At 42.2% G+C, this 18,870-nt stretch carries 18 protein-coding genes and 1 pseudogene; 3 read left to right on the forward strand and 16 right to left on the reverse strand.

Annotation, left to right across the window (positions count from 1 at the left end; translation table 11 throughout):
* The coding region (locus tag AC6I5A_RS02775; RefSeq protein ID WP_034611492.1) for an N-acetylmuramoyl-L-alanine amidase family protein at positions 1 to 853 on the forward strand (853 nt) is incomplete at its 5' end.
* Between the two features lie 111 nt (positions 854 to 964).
* On the opposite strand, the gene ilvB is transcribed toward AC6I5A_RS02775, so the two are convergent.
* Positions 965 to 2,653, reverse strand: a complete 1,689-nt coding sequence (ilvB, locus tag AC6I5A_RS02780) for a biosynthetic-type acetolactate synthase large subunit (RefSeq protein WP_034611494.1) — start codon at positions 2,651 to 2,653, stop codon at positions 965 to 967.
* A gap of 317 nt (positions 2,654 to 2,970) precedes the next feature.
* On the opposite strand from ilvB, the gene AC6I5A_RS02785 reads away from it, so the two are divergent.
* The gene (locus tag AC6I5A_RS02785) at positions 2,971 to 3,480 is read left to right on the forward strand and encodes a flavin reductase (protein ID WP_034611498.1); all 510 of its coding nucleotides are present in this window, start codon (positions 2,971 to 2,973) and stop codon (positions 3,478 to 3,480) included.
* Between the two features lie 181 nt (positions 3,481 to 3,661).
* Here the strand turns inward: AC6I5A_RS02785 and AC6I5A_RS02790 are convergent, their stop codons facing one another.
* On the reverse strand, positions 3,662 to 4,399 hold the full coding sequence (locus tag AC6I5A_RS02790) for a hypothetical protein (RefSeq protein ID WP_034611499.1): 738 nt from the start codon (positions 4,397 to 4,399) through the stop codon (positions 3,662 to 3,664).
* Between the two features lie 198 nt (positions 4,400 to 4,597).
* Here AC6I5A_RS02790 and AC6I5A_RS02795 point away from each other — a divergent pair.
* A pseudogene (locus AC6I5A_RS02795) lies at positions 4,598 to 4,988 on the forward strand (HIT family protein).
* A gap of 112 nt (positions 4,989 to 5,100) precedes the next feature.
* Here AC6I5A_RS02795 and AC6I5A_RS02800 read toward each other — a convergent pair.
* From AC6I5A_RS02800 to AC6I5A_RS02865, 14 genes are all read right to left on the reverse strand, one after another.
* A complete protein-coding gene (locus tag AC6I5A_RS02800) occupies positions 5,101 to 6,099 on the reverse strand; it encodes a GGGtGRT protein (protein WP_034611501.1) in 999 nt (332 codons plus the stop codon).
* A 22-nt stretch (positions 6,100 to 6,121) separates the two neighbouring features.
* Positions 6,122 to 6,814 carry an iron-sulfur cluster assembly scaffold protein gene (locus AC6I5A_RS02805; RefSeq protein WP_034611503.1) on the reverse strand — a complete coding sequence of 231 codons (693 nt, stop codon included), beginning with the start codon at positions 6,812 to 6,814 and terminating at the stop codon, positions 6,122 to 6,124.
* Between the two features lie 185 nt (positions 6,815 to 6,999).
* Positions 7,000 to 7,437: a DUF1285 domain-containing protein gene (locus AC6I5A_RS02810; RefSeq protein WP_034611506.1), complete on the reverse strand. Its 438-nt coding sequence runs from the start codon at positions 7,435 to 7,437 to the stop codon at positions 7,000 to 7,002.
* 147 nt (positions 7,438 to 7,584) lie between these two features.
* Positions 7,585 to 8,553 carry a DnaA/Hda family protein gene (locus AC6I5A_RS02815; RefSeq protein WP_034611508.1) on the reverse strand — a complete coding sequence of 323 codons (969 nt, stop codon included), beginning with the start codon at positions 8,551 to 8,553 and terminating at the stop codon, positions 7,585 to 7,587.
* A gap of 40 nt (positions 8,554 to 8,593) precedes the next feature.
* On the reverse strand, positions 8,594 to 9,508 hold the full coding sequence (locus AC6I5A_RS02820) for a selenium metabolism-associated LysR family transcriptional regulator (protein WP_034611515.1): 915 nt from the start codon (positions 9,506 to 9,508) through the stop codon (positions 8,594 to 8,596).
* A 78-nt stretch (positions 9,509 to 9,586) separates the two neighbouring features.
* Positions 9,587 to 10,045 carry a peptidylprolyl isomerase gene (locus tag AC6I5A_RS02825; RefSeq protein WP_052167846.1) on the reverse strand — a complete coding sequence of 153 codons (459 nt, stop codon included), beginning with the start codon at positions 10,043 to 10,045 and terminating at the stop codon, positions 9,587 to 9,589.
* Positions 10,046 to 10,242: 197 nt separating this feature from the next.
* On the reverse strand, positions 10,243 to 10,854 hold the full coding sequence (locus tag AC6I5A_RS02830; protein ID WP_034611541.1) for a DedA family protein: 612 nt from the start codon (positions 10,852 to 10,854) through the stop codon (positions 10,243 to 10,245).
* A 96-nt stretch (positions 10,855 to 10,950) separates the two neighbouring features.
* Positions 10,951 to 11,556, reverse strand: coding sequence for a DedA family protein (locus tag AC6I5A_RS02835; protein WP_034611517.1), 606 nt, complete (start codon positions 11,554 to 11,556; stop codon positions 10,951 to 10,953).
* A gap of 144 nt (positions 11,557 to 11,700) precedes the next feature.
* Complete coding sequence (locus tag AC6I5A_RS02840; protein ID WP_034611522.1) at positions 11,701 to 13,110, reverse strand: SpoVR family protein; 1,410 nt, start codon at positions 13,108 to 13,110, stop codon at positions 11,701 to 11,703.
* Between the two features lie 23 nt (positions 13,111 to 13,133).
* On the reverse strand, positions 13,134 to 14,270 hold the full coding sequence (gene yhbH, locus AC6I5A_RS02845; RefSeq protein ID WP_034611529.1) for a sporulation protein YhbH: 1,137 nt from the start codon (positions 14,268 to 14,270) through the stop codon (positions 13,134 to 13,136).
* A gap of 18 nt (positions 14,271 to 14,288) precedes the next feature.
* Positions 14,289 to 16,190 (reverse strand): PrkA family serine protein kinase, encoded by a 1,902-nt coding sequence (locus tag AC6I5A_RS02850; RefSeq protein ID WP_034611531.1) that lies wholly within the window; start codon positions 16,188 to 16,190, stop codon positions 14,289 to 14,291.
* Between the two features lie 156 nt (positions 16,191 to 16,346).
* Entirely contained in the window at positions 16,347 to 16,880 is a 534-nt protein-coding gene (cobO, locus tag AC6I5A_RS02855) for a cob(I)yrinic acid a,c-diamide adenosyltransferase (protein ID WP_034611533.1), read from the reverse strand.
* On the reverse strand, positions 16,880 to 17,410 hold the full coding sequence (locus AC6I5A_RS02860; protein WP_034611535.1) for a hypothetical protein: 531 nt from the start codon (positions 17,408 to 17,410) through the stop codon (positions 16,880 to 16,882). The genes cobO and AC6I5A_RS02860 overlap by 1 nt, the downstream gene beginning before the upstream one ends.
* Positions 17,411 to 17,520: 110 nt before the next feature.
* The gene (locus tag AC6I5A_RS02865) at positions 17,521 to 18,789 is read right to left on the reverse strand and encodes a tetratricopeptide repeat protein (RefSeq protein ID WP_034611537.1); all 1,269 of its coding nucleotides are present in this window, start codon (positions 18,787 to 18,789) and stop codon (positions 17,521 to 17,523) included.
* Positions 18,790 to 18,870 lie beyond the last annotated feature (81 nt).

An 18,870-nucleotide genomic window follows, 5' to 3' on the forward strand; every position in this document is an offset into this window, starting at 1 on the left:
CATTGATTTAAGTGTGAATGGCACAGTGTATATACTTGGCGGAACAGCCGTTATTAGTTCTAATTCTCAAAACATTATTGAAGGAAAAACTTCTTCGAAATATACAGCTAATCTAAAAGACTTCCCCCCACTTCCCTCAGAAATCAAAAAACCGGATCCTCCCTCAAGGGGTGACGATGTCATTACTCCTCCGCCTATCCAAATTTACGACCCTTCCAAAGAAGTTCTCGCTAATCCTTTTCAAGGGATCCCCGCTAACGCCTTAGCGGGCAAGACGATTTTGATTGACCCCGGTCATGGCGGACCGGATACGGGGGCAATCGGTCCAAATCAAACTTATGAAAAAAATAATAATCTTGCAATAGCGCTTGCCTTAAATGATATCTTACGTCAAGCAGGTGCCAAGACAATTCTAACTCGAGATAAAGATATCTCTCCGGCTGCAAATTATACTGAAATGGAGGACCTTCAAGCCCGGGTAAACTTAGCCAATATAACAAAGGCAGACTTATTTATTAGCATCCATGATAACGCCTATTCTAAACCTGAAATCCAAGGCACTGAAACTTATTATTGCATAGATAATCCTCAATATCTCAAGAGCCTACAACTTGCCGACAGCATCCACTCTGCCGCCATCGACATGCTTGACACAAAGGACCGCGGACTCAAAGAAGCAAGATTTTATGTTTTATGTAATACAACTATGCCTGCCATTTTGCTTGAGACCGCCTTTATTTCTAATCCCTATGAAGAAGCCAGATTACAAAACCAGACATTCCGGGAGAACGTTGCCACCGCCATCTTCCACGGCATCTATACTTATTATTATAACCCTCTGCCAAATGATTAAGCCGGTAATCCGGCTTTTTTTATGGGCTTTTTTCATCTGCCTGGCCACTTATTAATCACATGGAAAGGTTATTAGTAAAAACTCACTGATCTATTGCCGGTATTGGCAAGTCTACCGCCCAAAAACCATCTGATCCAAACGTCCGCCCGGCGGAACCATCGGCCAGACATCTGCTGTTTCCGGGATCCGAATATCCACTACTACAGGACCAGGCGCAGCTAACGCTTCTTCCAGGACAATGTCAAGTTCCTCCGGTTTTGTCACCCTTAAACCGGTCACCCCCATCGCTTCGGCCAATTTGACAAAATCAGTATGTCCTTTGAGGCTTGTATGGGAATAACGGCCACCGTAAAACATCCTTTGCCACTGAGCGGGCATACCTAAAGACTGATTATTAAGGATCAGTACTTTAACCGGGAAATTATAATCCGCTGCCGTCGCCAGTTCCTGACAATTCATCATAATTCCGCCGTCACCGACAAACAGGATAACCTTCCGATCAGGTAAGCCACATTGCGCTCCCAGAGCAGCGGGAAGACCATAGCCCATCGTCCCGAGCCCACCGGATGTAAGCAACGAGCGCGGATTTTGAAACCCGTAGTATTGCGCAACCCACATCTGATGTTGTCCGACATCGGTAACAATCACCGCATCCCCCTGAGTCAATTGACTGACTTTCTCAACCACCTTTTGGGGCATGACAAGCTCCGGATCCTGCTCATAAGTTAAGGGCTTTTCTCGTTGCCAGAAACGGACTTTCTCTACCCAGGCACGAATCTGTTCCTGCAACCCGCCGGCGACTTCCTTAACCCGCTCGGATAGCGCAGGTATTGACCATTTAATGTCTCCGGGAACACGCAAATGGACTAACACATTTTTGTTAATTTCAGCCGGATCGATATCAAAGTGGATGATTCTGGCCTTAGGAGCAAATTCGCTTAGGAATCCGGTGACCCGATCATCAAAACGAACCCCGATTCCCAACATCAAATCACATTCCGTCGTGGCCATATTAGCTGCGTAAGTCCCATGCATCCCTACCATACCTAAAAACTGGGGATGATCAGACTTAATACTACCCAAACCCATCAAAGTCGAAATTACCGGAAAACCTGTCTGTCCTATTAAAACTCTTAACGCCTCTGCCGAATCGGACAGATTAATACCGCCTCCGACAAAAATAAGCGGCTTATGTGCTAATCTAAGTTCCTCAAGGACCTGATCGATCGTCTCTAAATCTCCCTCATACAAAGGATGATACCCCCGCAGCTTAACTTCTTTCGGGTATTGATAATCGATGGGAGCGGCAAAGACATCTTTAGCTATATCAACGACCACGGGCCCCGGCCTACCTGTGCGGGCAATATAAAAGGCTTCTTTAAGAGCCCTGGGTAAATCCTCAACTTTTTTCACCAAGTAGTTGTGTTTGGTAATAGGGGTCGTAATCCCACGAATATCCGCCTCCTGAAAAGAATCCCTTCCGATCAGTGGCACGGTAACTTGACCCGTAAGAGCAACCAAAGGAATCGAATCCATATAGGCTGTGGCAATTCCGGTCACCAAATTAGTTGCCCCTGGGCCGGAAGTAGCAATTACAACCCCGACCTTTCCAGTCGCTCGGGCATAACCATCGGCCGCATGGACCGCTCCTTGTTCATGTTTAGTTAGAATATGATAAAAATCCTCTTTGTACAAAGCGTCATATAGCGTTAACACTGCCCCACCGGGGTAGCCAAAAACCACATCTACTTTTTCATTTTTCAGGCATTCTATAATTGCCTCTGCTCCAGTCATTTTCAAACGATTGACCCCTCGCTTTCTTCTAACAGATACTTTTTCGTTACAATTATAGCATAAAAGAACACACTTTTTGCATCATTAAACGGAAGATCAAGGCATTCCCCATGGCTACAAAAAGCAATCATGACATAACATAAATTTGAAGGGTTTATCTCTTCATTTTGTGATAGAATATCAGTATACACCATCCCCTATTCACCGAGAAATTTTGGGCAGTCTCCTGACTCAGTTTCAAAATTACCTTTCGGGTAAGCCCTATAAAGCTATTCTGCACCGTTTTGTATAAAATCAACAATTGAACTAAAGGAGAATAATGTATGTTTAAATTTAATGAAATCAAACCAGAACTTATTGAACAAAATCCATTTAAGTTAATAGGTCAAGATTGGATGCTCATTACGGCTGAAAAGGATGGAAAGGTCAATACGATGACTGCCTCTTGGGGTGGTTTTGGTGTAATGTGGGCAAAAAATGTTGCCTATATTGTGATGCGTCCACAACGCTATACAAAGGAGTTTGTAGATAACTCCGACACATTTTCACTTACTTTTTTCGATAGCAGTTATAAAAAAACATTAAGTTACCTTGGAACAAAGTCCGGCAGAGATGAAGACAAAATTAAGAATTCCAAACTAACGCTGCTTCATACCGATGAAATTCCGCATTTTGGAGAAGCAAATATGACCATTCTCTGCAGGAAACTTTATGCCCAAAAGTTTAAGCCCGAGTGCTTTATTGCGCAAGAACTAAACGAAAAATGGTATCATGATGACGACTATCATACATTATATATCGCAGAAATTACAAAAATTCTTGTTAAAGAGTAGCCAAAAGCCCCCGCTAACCCTATAAAGCAAAGTATGCCCCTCTTTGAATAATTGCTCCATATGCTTAATTCTTCCAAAAAGAAGGAGCCTACAGTTATTTCTAGCTTAGCTTCTTCTTTTGATTCATATGCTGCGACGGAGCCGCTTTGTATTATTTCCTCTTCTAGAATCCATGGATAGCTTACCTCCCCCAAAATAAAAACAACATATCTTTTATACGATTGTTTACTATCTCTGTAAACTTTCTTTTCATGAACTCATTCTCATAGACCGTACTGCAAATCTGAAGCCAGTCTCCTTTAGAAACTCCCAGCTGGTCTTCTAACATAGATATGTCAGCTTCTTTCGATTTTTCATACGTCTCAACCATGTATTTACCAAGTTCAAAAGGTGATCTGAAAACATCGATATATGAAAATAGTACTAGATCCTTGTTCCATCGCTCATTATAGTCCACCATGAACTTTTTGAGTTCCTCAAAGCAATTTTCGCCCTTATAATTCCAAAGTTCTCTGATCTGGCTGCTGAATTCTCTCATTTCGGGAATCAAATTTTTCTGGCTGCATTTTTCGGAATCAGTCATTATATCCAGCATTTCATCAAGATCACCTTGCATAAATACTTCTGTCTCATTAGACAGGAAAGAAAAAAATGCCATTGACATAAAAATATAATTTAAAAAGCCAAGCAGAGCTTCATTATCGGGAAAGTGCAGCCATCTTTCGTAACTCCCTCCATTACAGTTAATAATAACCCCATGGAAGAATACCGATTTCTCAGTAATCGGATCATTAGCAAATGGATTAATACCTTTGGACTTCTTTATAATATTTTCCCAGTAGTAATAATTATCATATTTACTCTTCAGAATATCACCCCCCCGATTATTCCCAGTGGAAAACATATAGATTTTGTCCACCCGGAACATCCCTAAACTTGCCGGGTAGAAGTGGGCTCTTACTATGATTCTACATCAGTTACCAAATTCCTCCATCATATTGCATAACAATCTAAAACTTTATTATTCAGGGTCACTGCGTTATCGTATCTTAAATAGTGCTTTTTATAAATGGCATAAGGTGGAAATTACTTATGGAGTATTGGAGGATGTATTAAGATGTCGGCACATTGTTTTTTCTGTTTCCGACCGGAGACTAAAATCCTAGCAGAAAATGAACTGGCCCTGGCTTTTTTGGACAAGTTTCCTTCTAATTATTGGGCATACGCTAATTGTCCCCAAACGGCATGTAGCAAGTCTGTTCGAAATAACAACTGAAGAAATGTCCAGCTGCTGGGAGCTTTTGCATGCGGTAAAGTCAAGGCTGGATGAACGATTTGCTCCGGACGGCTTTAACGTAGGAGTAAATGTAGGGGAGGCGGCGGGCCAAACAGTTTTTCACCTGCATATCCATGTGATTCCACGCTACAAAGGGGATGTGCCGGATCCGCGCGGAGGGATTAGAAGATTTAAGAAAAGCCTGGTGCCATGGATAGAAGAAGAAGGGTGATGATGGCAGCCTCCTCTTCCCGTCAAAAACAAAATGGCTCCTAGTTTCAGTAGGAGCCTATACCACTTATCTCAATTTCAAAATTACGGTTGGGAATGCGTAATTGCATCATTTATTTCATTGCTTCTTCAATCGCTACAGCAACCGAAACGGAGGCTCCAACCATCGGATTATTACCCATCCCAATAAGACCCATCATTTCTACATGGGCTGGTACAGATGATGACCCTGCAAACTGTGCATCGGAATGCATTCTTCCCATTGTATCGGTCATGCCGTAGGAAGCAGGACCTGCTCCCATGTTATCAGGATGGAGGGTTCTTCCTGTGCCGCCGCCAGAGGCAACTGAAAAGTATTTCTTACCTTGTTCGCTGCATTCTTTTTTATACGTTCCAGCAACCGGATGTTGGAAGCGTGTAGGGTTTGTCGAGTTTCCTGTAATTGATACATCAACTGATTCATGATGCATGATAGCTACCCCTTCACGAACATCATCACAACCATAACATTTGACTAAGGCTTTATCACCTTTGGAAAAAGGTCTTTCTTCAACAATTTTTAATTCACTGGTGAAGTAGTCGAATTCTGTTTCAACATAAGTGAAGCCATTTATCCTGGATATAATATAGGCAGCATCTTTACCAAGACCATTTAAGATGACTCTTAGCGGCTGCTTTCTGACTCTGTTGGCCGATTTTGCAATCCCAATAGCTCCTTCTGCCGCAGCAAAGGATTCATGACCGGCCAGGAATGCAAAACACTTCGTGTCTTCCCTGAGCAGCATGGCAGCTAAATTTCCATGTCCAATGCCCACCTGACGCTGATCTGCAACCGAGCCAGGAATACAAAATGCCTGCAAACCTTCACCAAGGGCGACAGCGGCTTCAGCGGCTGTCTTCAGCCCTTTTCTTATTGCAATGGCGGTGCCTAAGGTATAAGCCCATAAAGCATTGTCAAAACAAATAGGCTGGATTGCTTTTACTATTGCGTGCACATCAATTCCTTGATCTGAACAAATTATTCTGGCTTCTTCAAGGTTCTTCATACCATTTTTCTCTAACACAGCTGTAATTTGATTTATTCTTCTCTCATAACTTTCAAATAATAGCATAACATTTTCCTCCTTTTGTGATTTATTCTTGTCTTGGATCGATATATTTTACAGCTTCATCATATCTGCCATATTGTCCTGTCGCTTTTTTCATCGCTTCATTTGCATCAATACCTTTTGCGACCATTTCCATCATTTTCCCGAGGTGAACAAACTTGTATCCTATAACCTCATTGTTTTCATCCAACCCCATACTGGTGATATATCCCTCAGCCATTTCCAAATAACGTGTTCCTTTTACTTTTGTTCCATACATAGTGGCAACTTGGGATCTCAACCCTTTTCCCAGATCTTCTAACCCGGCCCCAATAGGCAAACCGCCTTCAGAAAAGGCAGTCTGTGTCCTGCCATAAATAATTTGCAAAAAAAGTTCTCTCATTGCGACGTTGATTGCGTCACATACAAGATCCGTATTCATCGCTTCTAAAATAGTTTTCCCCGGCAGCAGCTCCGAAGCCATAGCCGCTGAGTGAGTCATCCCCGAACAACCTATAGTTTCAATCAAGGCTTCTTCAATAATTCCTTCCTTAACGTTCAAAGTGATTTTACAAGCCCCTTGCTGTGGTGCACACCCGCCAACACCGTGGGTAAGACCGGAAATATCTTTTACATCATAAGCCTTGACCCACTTTCCTTCCTCAGGAATCGGCGCTGGACCATGCTTAGGTCCTTTTGCAACTGTACACATGTTTTCTACTTCATGAGAATAAATCATTAAACTATCTCCTCCTTAAAAGAATACGGGTGTCTGCATCTCCACCACGACCCGACATTCTCGGCGGGTGAAACCTCCACCTCTAACAAAAACTATATTTATAGTCCTAAGCATCAGCATGAATTACTAATCCCGGGCACTGTGTGAGATCACACCAACATCCCGTAGGTAACGTACGGAATAATTTATGTTATCTCTTCAATGAGCCATTCGTTATCGCCGTATTTGATAAAATAATGACCATCCCGCTCGATCGCGTTTTTACATAACTCACAATAGGAAGAACGAGACAGTTTCGTATCACTCTGCCAGAATAAAGAGATATAGGGGATATTATTTTTCATGATAATATTACCCGGGGGCAGGGGAAACATTCGGCCGTCATAAAGCTGTATCATAAGCCGACCAACCTGCTCGGTTACCGATTGAACGAAAAAAGGAGCGTCCTCCACCCTCACCGGGTACAGTTGATTCTGCATATCTATATGATATTTATCATGACCATCTTTTTTAAGATGAGAAGCAAATAACTTAATAATTTCTTTTTTAATCATAAGCGCGCCGTCGGCGTACCATAGTCCATCCTTATCAATTAAGAGTTCGGGGGCACGCAAATTATTCAATATATAAACCTCCTCGTATGTAATACTAATTTATGTAGTTGTCCTAAGGCCTTCTGCCGGCCTTCTACTGTCCACATTACTTCGCAACGTGCAAGTCTTTAAGATAGCTCCGCCGCGAAGCACAATATCCGCAACAGACTCCTATACTCATCCCTGAAATACCTTTAGTATTTTTCTGTATTTATCTTCTAATTCTTTATTTTTAGTAAGTTTTTCTTGCATTTTTTTATACGAGATTATCATGGTAGAGTATTTACGATTAAAATAACATGCAATTGCCGGATAAGAAATCTGACAGAGTGTCCGTATTGTGTAAATCGCCAATTCTCTTGCTTCATTTACCCTGGGTTTTCGACTTGGTCCTACTAATTCCTCAACTGGGATTTCCATGGTTTGAGCAGCTATTCTAATTATATTTATTGGTTCAGTAGCTATATTTCTTTTTCTATCTATATCTTCCCAATATAAATAGAAATATTGCATACTCAACTTAGCTTGTTGAAATTCAGCGAATTTAACAAATTGTTCTATGATCCTTATAGCATCTGCTAAATTTTCCGTACGCTTTGCGATTATTCCCTGAACCTCCGTGTCCATAATAAGGTGCTTATGGTGAATATATTCCCCTATAAACTGCCCTATTTCATTTACCAAGGGTCTCTCTATTGGTATCACTACTCCACTCAAGAATCGCGAGGCGAGCCGCTCCCCTAGAAATTCCAGTTGCGGGGAATCGGCTTCGAGTGTGATCACCATCTTGCCCCCATTTCCAATGACATATTCATAAGTATAATGGAGTTCCTCGATAGTTTTGACTTTACCTTCTAAGAATTGGAGATCATCAATGAGCAGTAACCGGGTTGTACGGTATCGCTGCCTGAATGGCTTAAGCTTGTTACCCTGAGCGGCGTAAGCATACTGACGAGCAAAAGCCATTCCATCCGCTAGTATCCCCCCCTCATGTTGTCCCCTTTGTTGGTATAGATAGCGTAACATGGCCGTTTTCCCAAGTCCTTTTTGTCCATAAATCAGCGTAACATCAGCAGCCTTCGCTAGTTCGTAATTGTTAATTAAACGCCATGCTCGAATATTAAATTCACTTAGAAACCAGTTCAAGTGTGCCTCTCCTCCAACCTCTGACTTCTGACTTCTGGCCTCAGACCTCTGACTTCTGGCCTCCGGCCTCTGACTTCTGATTCGCCAGATAGCGATAGCACTCATCCGCAATAGAAGTTAAACATTTATTCCGACGGGTTAAGAGGTAAAAACCACGTTCGATATAAAAATCTTCGACGTTGATCCATACTAAACCGTGTTTCTCACCAAATTCTAACGCATGTTTTGACAGAAATGAGTACCCAATACCAGATCGAACAGCATTTTTTACAGCTTCCGTACTACCGGCTTCTAAAGCTATGTTAAAGTCATTTAAATCAAGCCCCTGTTTCAAAAGCGCTTCCTCAAATGCCCTTCGATGTCCAGACCCGATCTCCCGAATAATCAGAGGTTTTTCCATGAGTGTGTTTATTTTAATATAGCCGCTCAAACTCAATTTATTGTCACCAGAGACTACAAAACCCAGCTCATCCTTCATCCATAATTCAGAGGTTAGTTTTTCCGTATCAAAAACGGCTCCAACAACTGCAAAATCAACTTCTTGAGCAAGGACCTTTTCTGCCATTTCAAGACTATCCCCTATGGACAGTTTAAACTTAATTTGCGGATACAATTTTCGAAAAGAAGCTATGTAAACTGGGAGCAAATATTCACCTGGAATGTGCGAAGCCCCAATATGCACTTTCCCGTTCATTACTCTTTCTGAACCACTGATTTCTCGCATTAGCTCTGTCCATTCATCGATCAAGTGCAAAGCATGCCGATAAACTGTTTCTCCCTCAGGGGTTAGTGCAAAACTCTTTCCCTTGCGGTATAGCAATTTGACCCCTAGTTTTTCTTCAAGCGCCCGCATCTGATTGGAAACCGCGGGTTGGCTAATTCCCAATTTCCGCGCAACAACCGTAAAACTCTGTTCCTCCACAACTTGACCAAATAAACGCATCAAGTCTAACATAAAAACACCTCCTTACAAAAAAAAGAGGGCTAGGCCCTCCTCTTTCCCCGATGATAAATATTAAAACAAACAAGAAAGCTAGGGCTTAATGGTAACTTTTCCCATCTTCTGATCTTCTAAGGGTTTATCTCCACGCCCCTTTGGAACACTAACAATTCGATCGACTTCCCCCATACCCTCAATTACTTTTCCAAAAGCAGCATACTGTCCATCTAAATGGCTTGCAGCCTTGACTACAATGAAAAATTGGGAACTGGCTGAATTAGGGGCTGAGGTGCGAGCCATTGAAATAATGCCCCTATCATGCTTCAAATCGTTATTAAAACCGTTACCAGAAAACTCGCCGGGGATTGTTTGCTTACTGCCACCCATCCCTGTCCCATTAGGGTCACCACCTTGAATCATAAAGCCTGGGATAACTCTATGAAAAATGAGACCGTCATAGAAACCTTGAGAGACGAGAGACACAAAATTCTTAACCGTTTGGGGTGCTATCGCCGGATAAAGTTCAATCTTAATCATACTGCCGTTTTCCATTTCAATTGTTACGATTGGGTTTTCCTTAAATTCTGGTTCCTGTGCATTTTCATTTGTCAACTGAGTGACCTCCTTTATGCTGGGTTATTATCTTCGTATTATACCACTGCACTTTATATTTCCCTAATGTATGGTAGACCTCTATAAAGAAAACTTGGTTAGAACCAGCCTGTACTGTGAAGTTAAAATACCCCGTTTTAGTCTTTTTGATAAAAACGGCTTCTTTTTGTACTGTAAAGATAGATCAAAAACACAATAATAGCCAGCACTATTCCACCCAGTGCCATATAATGGTGCAAAATATACATGATTTTTTGCCACTGTTCTCCCAGGATTCGACCAAGGGTAATAAATGTTAAGGCCCAAATAAAGGCCCCCACCCCTGCTAAAGTAGCATATCGCCCGTAATGGAGTTCACTCATCCCGGAGAAATAGGCAGTGAAGTGACGGAAACCAGGGAAAAAATACCCAATAACAATAAGTCGATCACCAAACCGCTGAAACCAATGTTCAGCTTGAGCAATTTTTTCTTCATTAAGATGAAGTATCGGTGCAATCTTGTGAAATGGAGTATCTAAACGTCTTCCAATCCAATAACTCAGGTTCATCCCCAGGAAACTGCCTAAGGTGGCAACCAAGAGGGTTCTTCCAAAGTCCATTCGTCCTAATGACGTTTGGAACCCACTGAACGTCATTAGAATTTCATCGGGTACCGGAATACCTATCATACCCCCAGTTAGCAACATAAATAAGCCGACATAGCGATAATGATAAATTATGTCCAATAAATAATGTTCTAAACCGTGCATGCCCAACCAACCTTCCCCTGATCGAGGTTCGAGGTTCGAAGTTCGAAGTTCGTGGTTCGAAACTCAATATATCTTAGTTTGTGAGAGACCGATCGATTAGCGTTGGCGGCGTTTCCACACCACGTAAAGAACCCCTAAAACAAGCGCCCCTCCAATGACTACGTCTGCCCGATGAAAATATGGCTTAAGCGAATCCCAATTTTCCCCTAATTTTTGGCCCAAAAAAATTAAGAATGCACACCAGAGGAGCGCACCAAACGCTGTGTATGCAGCCATTTTGAATGGGTTCATGCGGGCAATACCGGCAGGTAGGGAAATAAAAGTACGCACGATGGGTAGCATTCGACCCACAAAAACAGTTATTTCTCCATGGCGTTCAAATAACCGTTCTGTCCAAGCTAGTTCACGTTCCTTGATCAGGAAATACCGCCCATACCGATGCAAAAAAGGTCGTCCCCCCCATACTCCGGCATAATACGCGACTAGCCCCCCAAACAAATTCCCTAAGGTTGCAGCGATTGTTGCTTGCCAAAAACCAAAGTGCCCCGTAAATACCATATATCCCGTAAATGGCAGGATGATTTCACTTGGTAAAGGAATACAGGCACTTTCGATTGCCATTGCAAAGAACACTCCGGAATAACCGAACGAAGAAATCAGAAATTCCACGAATTGCCCCAGCAAAGTAATAATTGCTTCCAAAGCAAACCTCCTGACTTAATTCCATTCTCATAATATAGTTCTCCTGCCTCGTGGGTATTTTACCATAGACCAACCCCCTTTGCCAATTGAATCCAGGTCAATAAAACCTATCACTAACAACTGCTTATGGTTAGTTGATACTGGTTATTCCCCAAAGTAGTCTTTATTTTTCTCAGATTTCGGCAACTGCCGACGACTGACCTGTCCATTGAATGATTCATAGATGACATTCTTTGTATCCACCACTGTTTCAAGAGCGACAGCTTTACCCCAAAGGAATTGAACAAGAGCAAGGGTTTTCTCCAGAAAGACGATATCGAGATCAATTCCTTCATGGCAGTGTTTGAGAAATAGACCTCCTTTCCCCTCATAATCCCCTTCCAGTACTACTATTCGGGGATGTCCCCCATTTATGAGTTGCTGTACGAGATTATCTCTCACTTTCTCCCATTTATTTTCCGTAACCTGCCAGTGCACTCCAACCTTCCGGAAATTGAATAAGTTGAGTTCTTCAACTAATTCGCGAGTCAGATGATTACGGATGAACGAAAGGTCGTTTTCCGACTCCCGAAGCTCAAAAAGTTCGTTAGGAGATTTAACTTGAGCAAGATACTCCCATATTTTCACCCCCAAATAATAGGGATTCAGTCCCAGACGGGAGGGCTGCACGACTTGACTATGCATAAGCGCAAATTCCAACGATTCAGCATCTGTAAGCTCAAGTTCATGCATGATTCTGGCATGCCAAAATGTAGCCCATCCTTCATTAACAATTTTTGTCTCAATTTGGGGACAGAAATATAGCGATTCCTCACGAACTATACTCACAATATCTCTTTGCCACTCTTCGAGCCCGGGCGCAAACTTCATAATATAGAGTAAAAGGTCTTCATATTCTGGTTGGGGCAGAGGGTTACCTTCATCAACTAACAAATCTCCCCATAAATCTTCATAAGGTAAAGATGCTCTTTTTATGCGTGTCTTAATTTGATAGCCCGCCTTAATTTTTTCTTTACTGAGCTTTGGTTCATTTTTCATTAATTTACAGGGGCTAATGTGAGATCGATAATCCACATGTTCTTGAATTGCCAGGACCGCATCCAAGGTTCGCTCAACCCATTCTCTTCCATACTGCAATTCATAGTCTCTAATTATCTCTGCATGGGTGGTCATGCGCTCAACCATGTCCTTAGGCGTACGTGAAAAATAGCGATTATTCTTAAAAAAGTCCACATGGGCATAAACATGCCCGATCACGAGCTTATTTTGGATTAACTGATTGCCTTCCAGCAAAAAAGCATAAGCTGGATTCGTGTTAATGACCAGTTCATAAATTCGACTCAAGTTCAAATCATATTGCATCTTCATCCTATTAAAAGCTTTTCCAAAGCTCCAATGCGTAAATCGCACGGGCATTCCATAGGCTCCAAACGTATATAATGCTTCGCTTGGTACAATTTCGAAATTGACAGGATAGAAATCAAGTCCCATACCACGGGCAACTTGAGCGATATCCTGCGCTATGGTACTTAAGGTTTGCCTTTCATTGTCCATAACTACCCCCTACCTGTTGAGCTCTAGGAAAATACCGTTTTGAGCGCGACGTATACCTCGTTGCGGTCCCTGATCGTCACCAAGCGTAGTTTTGGATCGCTAATCCGTTTTAATGTTGCCATTAAAGTAGTGGCATAATGTGTTCTTAAGATCTCCCCGTAACCAACAACCTGACTCACCTCCACCAAACGTTTCATGAGAGACAGGGCATTGGAATTATCAGAGCCCATATTGTCGCCATCTGTAAAATGAACTGGATAAATATTATAATGGGCCGGTGGATATTCTCTTTCAATTATATCTAAAGCATATTTATACACCGATGAACAACGGGTCCCTCCGCTTTCTCCGCGCGTGAAGAATTCTTCCTCCGTTACTTCTTTGGCCTCCGTATGATGGGCTAAAAAACGGATCTCTACGTGTTCATACTTCAGGCGCAGAAAGCGAACCATCCAAAAGAAAAATGTTCTGGCAATATATTTTTCAAATTGACCCATTGAGCCGGAGGTATCCATCATCGCTAAAATAAGCGCATTGGTCTCAAAATTCGGTCGAGTCTCCCACGTCTTAAAGCGCAAGTCTTCCGGAGTAATGCGCAATCTGGCGTCTTTGTTCTGTTGCTTGGCAAAGGCCTGCCGCTTGATACTTTCCAGTAATGTTCGCTTCTTATCAACATTAGCCATGAGGCCCTTTTTTCGGATATCATTAAACTCCGGGCGATCATGCGCAATGAGCGGCCTTTTTTTATCATCCAAATTAGGTAACATTAATTCTTCGAAGAGAATATTGGCTAGATCTTCATAGGTTACTTCTGCTTCATAGATGTCCTCACCTGGCTCCTCACCGGCTCCACTCCCTGCACCGCCTTTGCCCTTAGCCTGTTCGCGTCCGATAATTTCGCCCGGCGCCATTTTTTTAGTTCCTTGCCCGGTATGATTCTTTTTATTAAAATCATACCGAAAGCGAAATTCTTCCAGGGAACGCATGGGAATCTTGGTTTTTTTCTTACCATCAGTTAAAATGATACTTTCATCGACTATTAAATCGCCCAGTTGCTGCTTAATGACTTCTTCAACTTTTTCCTTATGCCTCGTTTGGTCGAGGTACCCTTTGCGGTGCAAACTCCAGTCATCACGACTCACAATAATGTCCTCAGCCACGCTGATCCCCCTTTCTCTCTAACGGTTAAGGAGGGCTCCAACATACTTCATAATTTCATTGGCACAGATCGGGCAATAGCCATGCTCATTAACGAGACGCTCCATGACATTATTGATTCTTAACAATTGCTCCTGATCCGGATGATCGCTGGAGGTTGTAATTTTGACAATATCTTTAAGATCCGCAAACAGCTTCTTTTCAATGGCTTCTTTTAACCGCTCATGTGATTCATAGCTAAAGGTCTTCCCCTTACGGGCATACATCGAAATTCGAATCAGAATTTCCTCCCGGAAAGTTTTCTTCGCGTTTTCCGAAACACCAATTTGTTCTTCAATACTACGCATCAGTTGTTCATCGGGAGCGAGTTCTTCACTGGTGATTGGGTCAAACAGTTTTGAAGAGTTACAAAATGCCTCAACGTTATCAAGATAATTGTTCAGTAGAGACTTGGCAGATTCTTCATAGGCATAAACAAATGCTTTCTGAACTTCTTTCTTGGCCATTTCATCATATTCACGGCGAGCAACAGCGATCAAATTCAGAAGATTTTCCTTTTCTTCTTTCCTAATCGAGGTATGCTGAGCTAAACCGTCTTTTAAGGCCCTTAAAATATCCAGGGCGTTGATACAGGCATGCTCATCTCGAATAAATGCTGTAGAAATGCGGTTGATAACGTATCGAGGATCTATGCCATCCATACCTTCGCCTAATTCTTCTCCTTCAACCATTAACTCTTTAATATCTTTTTGATTAAATCCCTCCACATCTTCTCCATCATAGATCCGCATCTTTTTCACAAGATCCATCCCTTGTTTATTTGATAGCTTTAAGCGGGAAAGAACACTAAAAACTGAGGCAGTCCAAAGACTATGCGGCGCAATGTGCACATTGCGAATGTCACTTTGACTAATTAACTTTTGATAAATTTTGATTTCATCACTCACTCTGAGATTATATGGAATATGCATAACGATAATTCTGGACTGCAGAGCTTCGTTTTTCTTGTTGGCAATAAAAGTCCGGTATTCATTTTCATTAGTATGTGCAATAACAAGTTCATCGGCCGAAATTAAAGCAAAGCGCCCGGCTTTGAAATTTCCTTCCTGGGAGAGGCTTAAGAGATTCCAGAGGAACTTCTCATCAGATTTCAGCATTTCTTGAAATTCCATCAGGCCTCTGTTAGCCTTGTTGAGTTCTCCGTCAAAACGATAAGCGCGCGGATCGGATTCTGACCCGTATTCTGTAATTGATGAAAAATCAATACTACCGGTTAAGTCCGCGATATCTTGCGACTTGGGGTCTGAAGGGGTAAAAGTTCCAACCCCCACCCGTTTCTCCTCTGAGAAAATAATACGTTTCACCGGGATACGTTCCACTTCACCCCCAAATTCATCATCTAAACGTAACCGGCAAACGGGACAGAGATTCCCTTCGATACGGATACCATACAATTCTTCAAATTGCGGGCGCATTGACATCGGCAGCAGATGCAGGGGATCTTCATGCATCGGACACCCATCAAGAGCATAAACTGCGCCTTCCTCTGTTCTTGTAAATTCTTCAAGCCCACGCTTTAATAAACTCACAATTGTCGATTTCCCACCACTTACTGGCCCCATTAAAAGTAAAATACGTTTGCGGACATCCAGGCGCTTGGCCGCACTATGAAAATATTCTTCAACAAGGCGTTCTAAGGTTTTATCTAAGCCAAAAAGTTCTCTGTCAAAAAATTTATACTTTTTCTGATCCCCAACTGTTTCAATTCCGGCAGCTCTGAGCATCGCATAAATTCGAGCATGAGCATGAAGTGCCAATTTAGGATTTTTAGTAACCATTTGTAAATAATCTGCAAACGTTCCGCCCCACGCCAAGGTAGCCTCTAATTCGCGATATTCACGCAACCAATTCATGACTTCCATGGGAACCCTCCCTCCTCTAATATCAGCAAGATTAACCGGACTATACTTGAGTATATGCCTTATCGATGAAGATAAGGCATATACTCAAGTTCTTTTCTGAAAATGAAGTGGGGATTTAACGAAACTTGTTTCCAAGTTCGTTACATCCCCACTTATCTAATACTCAATTCCAAGACGTGCCATAATTCCTTGTTCAAAAGGATGTTTTCTTTGAAGCATTTCCGTTACTAGATCAGCCCTTTCTATGAGTGCCTGTGAAGCGTTTCGACCGGTTAAAACCAATTCAACCCGGGGTGGTTTCTTGTTCAATAATTCTAGAACTTCGCTCTCAGGTATGAGCTCAAACCAAAGCGCGGTAAGAACTTCGTCGAGAATGACAATATTCCATTCTCCCGAAATAATGATTTCCTGAGCTCTCCTAAAAGCCTTAAGCACTTCTTTGCTATGTTCCTCGATATTCTCTCCTTTGTGAACCCAGCCCTGGGCTCCAAAGTGTTCGAGTTGGCATTCCGGCTGCAAGCGCTTCAGACCTTCCAGTTCTCCGTAACCGCCCCTCCCTTTCATAAACTGAATAATGTAAACCCGAAAACCATGACCTACCGCACGTATTGCCAAGCCAAAGGCAGCGGTTGTTTTCCCCTTGCCCTCTCCTGTATAAATTTGTACCAATCCCTTGGAAATATCTGTCATTATTGTGCACCCTGCAGCCAAATCTCTAGTTGGGGATGTATATAAACAACATTTGGGGACGTTATTATTTCAGGAAACCTCTCTATGATTTGCTGATTAAAGGAAACTGAAAAAAATAACTTGATCGCCGACTTCTCATCCATAGCTCTTAACTCCACTTTATCGGGATAAAGATAATAGGAATAATTACGATCTCGCCAAGTAATTTCTACTTTCCCAAGTTTTACACGAATTATTCCGAATTCCTCAATCTTTACGGCTTCAACTCCAGTAAACGGGTGTCTAAGATATTCTGCTTCCAGGGCAACTTGTCCTACTCTTAATTGGGATTCCAAAAGTTGTTCAACAATGAGTCGAGCTGGGATAGAAATATCCTCAAATACCCGGCGCTCGCTTCGCAACTCATCCAGGATTTGTTCGAATTTTTGGACATGGATCGAACGGACTTTTTGAGCCTTCTTCAAGGCTTTTTCAAAGGTATGATACACGTCTTCCAAGCACTCGAGGAGTAGCGCATCTTCCTCACGCATGTTGATTTACCCCCACTACAATCCCTCTTTTTATTGGAGAGATTTTCTATAATGCTATTCTATCTGAATCGACTGGATTTATAAAGCCTGCTTTTTGAACATTTTTATAATCATCTTTTTATCTTTTTGCGGCGAAGGCGTTTGGAAACCCGTTGAACTCTAATCTCAATCCAATCTGTCGTCATTTCAACATCACGTACCATTTCAAGAGCCTTCCAGTAACATTCCAGGGCATCTCGGAAATTTCGTTGTTTTTCATACAACTCCGCCAAACGAACTAAAGCCTCCAGTGCAAACTCACCCTGTATTTGGAACGTATCTTCTGATATGTCTGGAGAGTTAACCGGCATCAACTTCCGCTCCCGAATTTCTTTTAGGTCAGCCAAGGCTTCATATATTTCGCAGATTCGCGCATCATCTATCGTCTCGAACAGACTTAAGGCCTTTAAATAATAGCGTTCAGCCTTTGCTAAATCCATTGAAAGAAAGAATAAACCCGCTAAGCTTTGATAGCGCAAGGCAAGATCTAAATCTTGTTTGGGATAAAACCGGATGGATAATTCCAGGTAATATTTCGCTTCTTCATAGTTTTCGAAAAATTGTTCAATTTTACTTAAGAAATAACAGCTTTCGCTGGAAATATTTCCTTTATCAAATTTTAAAAAGAGGGCAACCGACCTTTGTTGACTTTCAAGCGCCAAACGCATTTCATTGTGTTCAAAGTAAACTAAAGCCAAATATTGAAGTGCGTCCGCCCAAGCGACCTCATCGTCTATGAGAGCAAAAATCTGACAAGCATGCTTTAAGTAGTTTGAAGCCTCCGTTTTTTTCCCCTGACGAAAGCATAATTCTCCTAAGAGAACATCCAGCTCTGCTTCCCCCTTGGGAAATCCATTAGAGCGACAAATTCCGTGTGCCTGTATATATGCTCTATTGGCCCTGGTCCAATCTTCAAGAGCAGCATATACTTGACCAAGGTCTACATAGAGTATACCTAACCTTAACGGTGGGGATGAGCTAGGGTAAATAGATATTGCTTGCTTGAACTCCTTGCCAGCCTCTGAAAGCATTCCCTTTTTAACTGAGACACTGGCTAACCCTGCCCATGCTTCAGCCATCCCTTTAGCATTCTGAATATCTTGGCAAATACGTAACGCCCCTTGGAAGCCCTCTTCCGCAAGCTCCAAATTTCCTAAGCGCACCCTTACTGTCGCTAACAGTCGTAACGAAAAGGCAACGATTTCCGGAACCGTTAATTGATAAGCCTTGATAAGGCCCTGCGAAAAATACTCTTCAGCTTTAAGGTACTGTTCTTCTCCCAGATATTGTGTTCCTTTCTCCATAAGGGTCCGCCAAACAGATAACTCCCCATCGTGCATATTATCGCCTCCGTGTCTGTTCCATCATATGCACGAGTTGATTTAGGGGGAATATCATATAGAGAAACATACAAAGAAACA

It is taken from the genome of Desulfosporosinus sp. Tol-M2 (genome assembly GCF_059735615.1).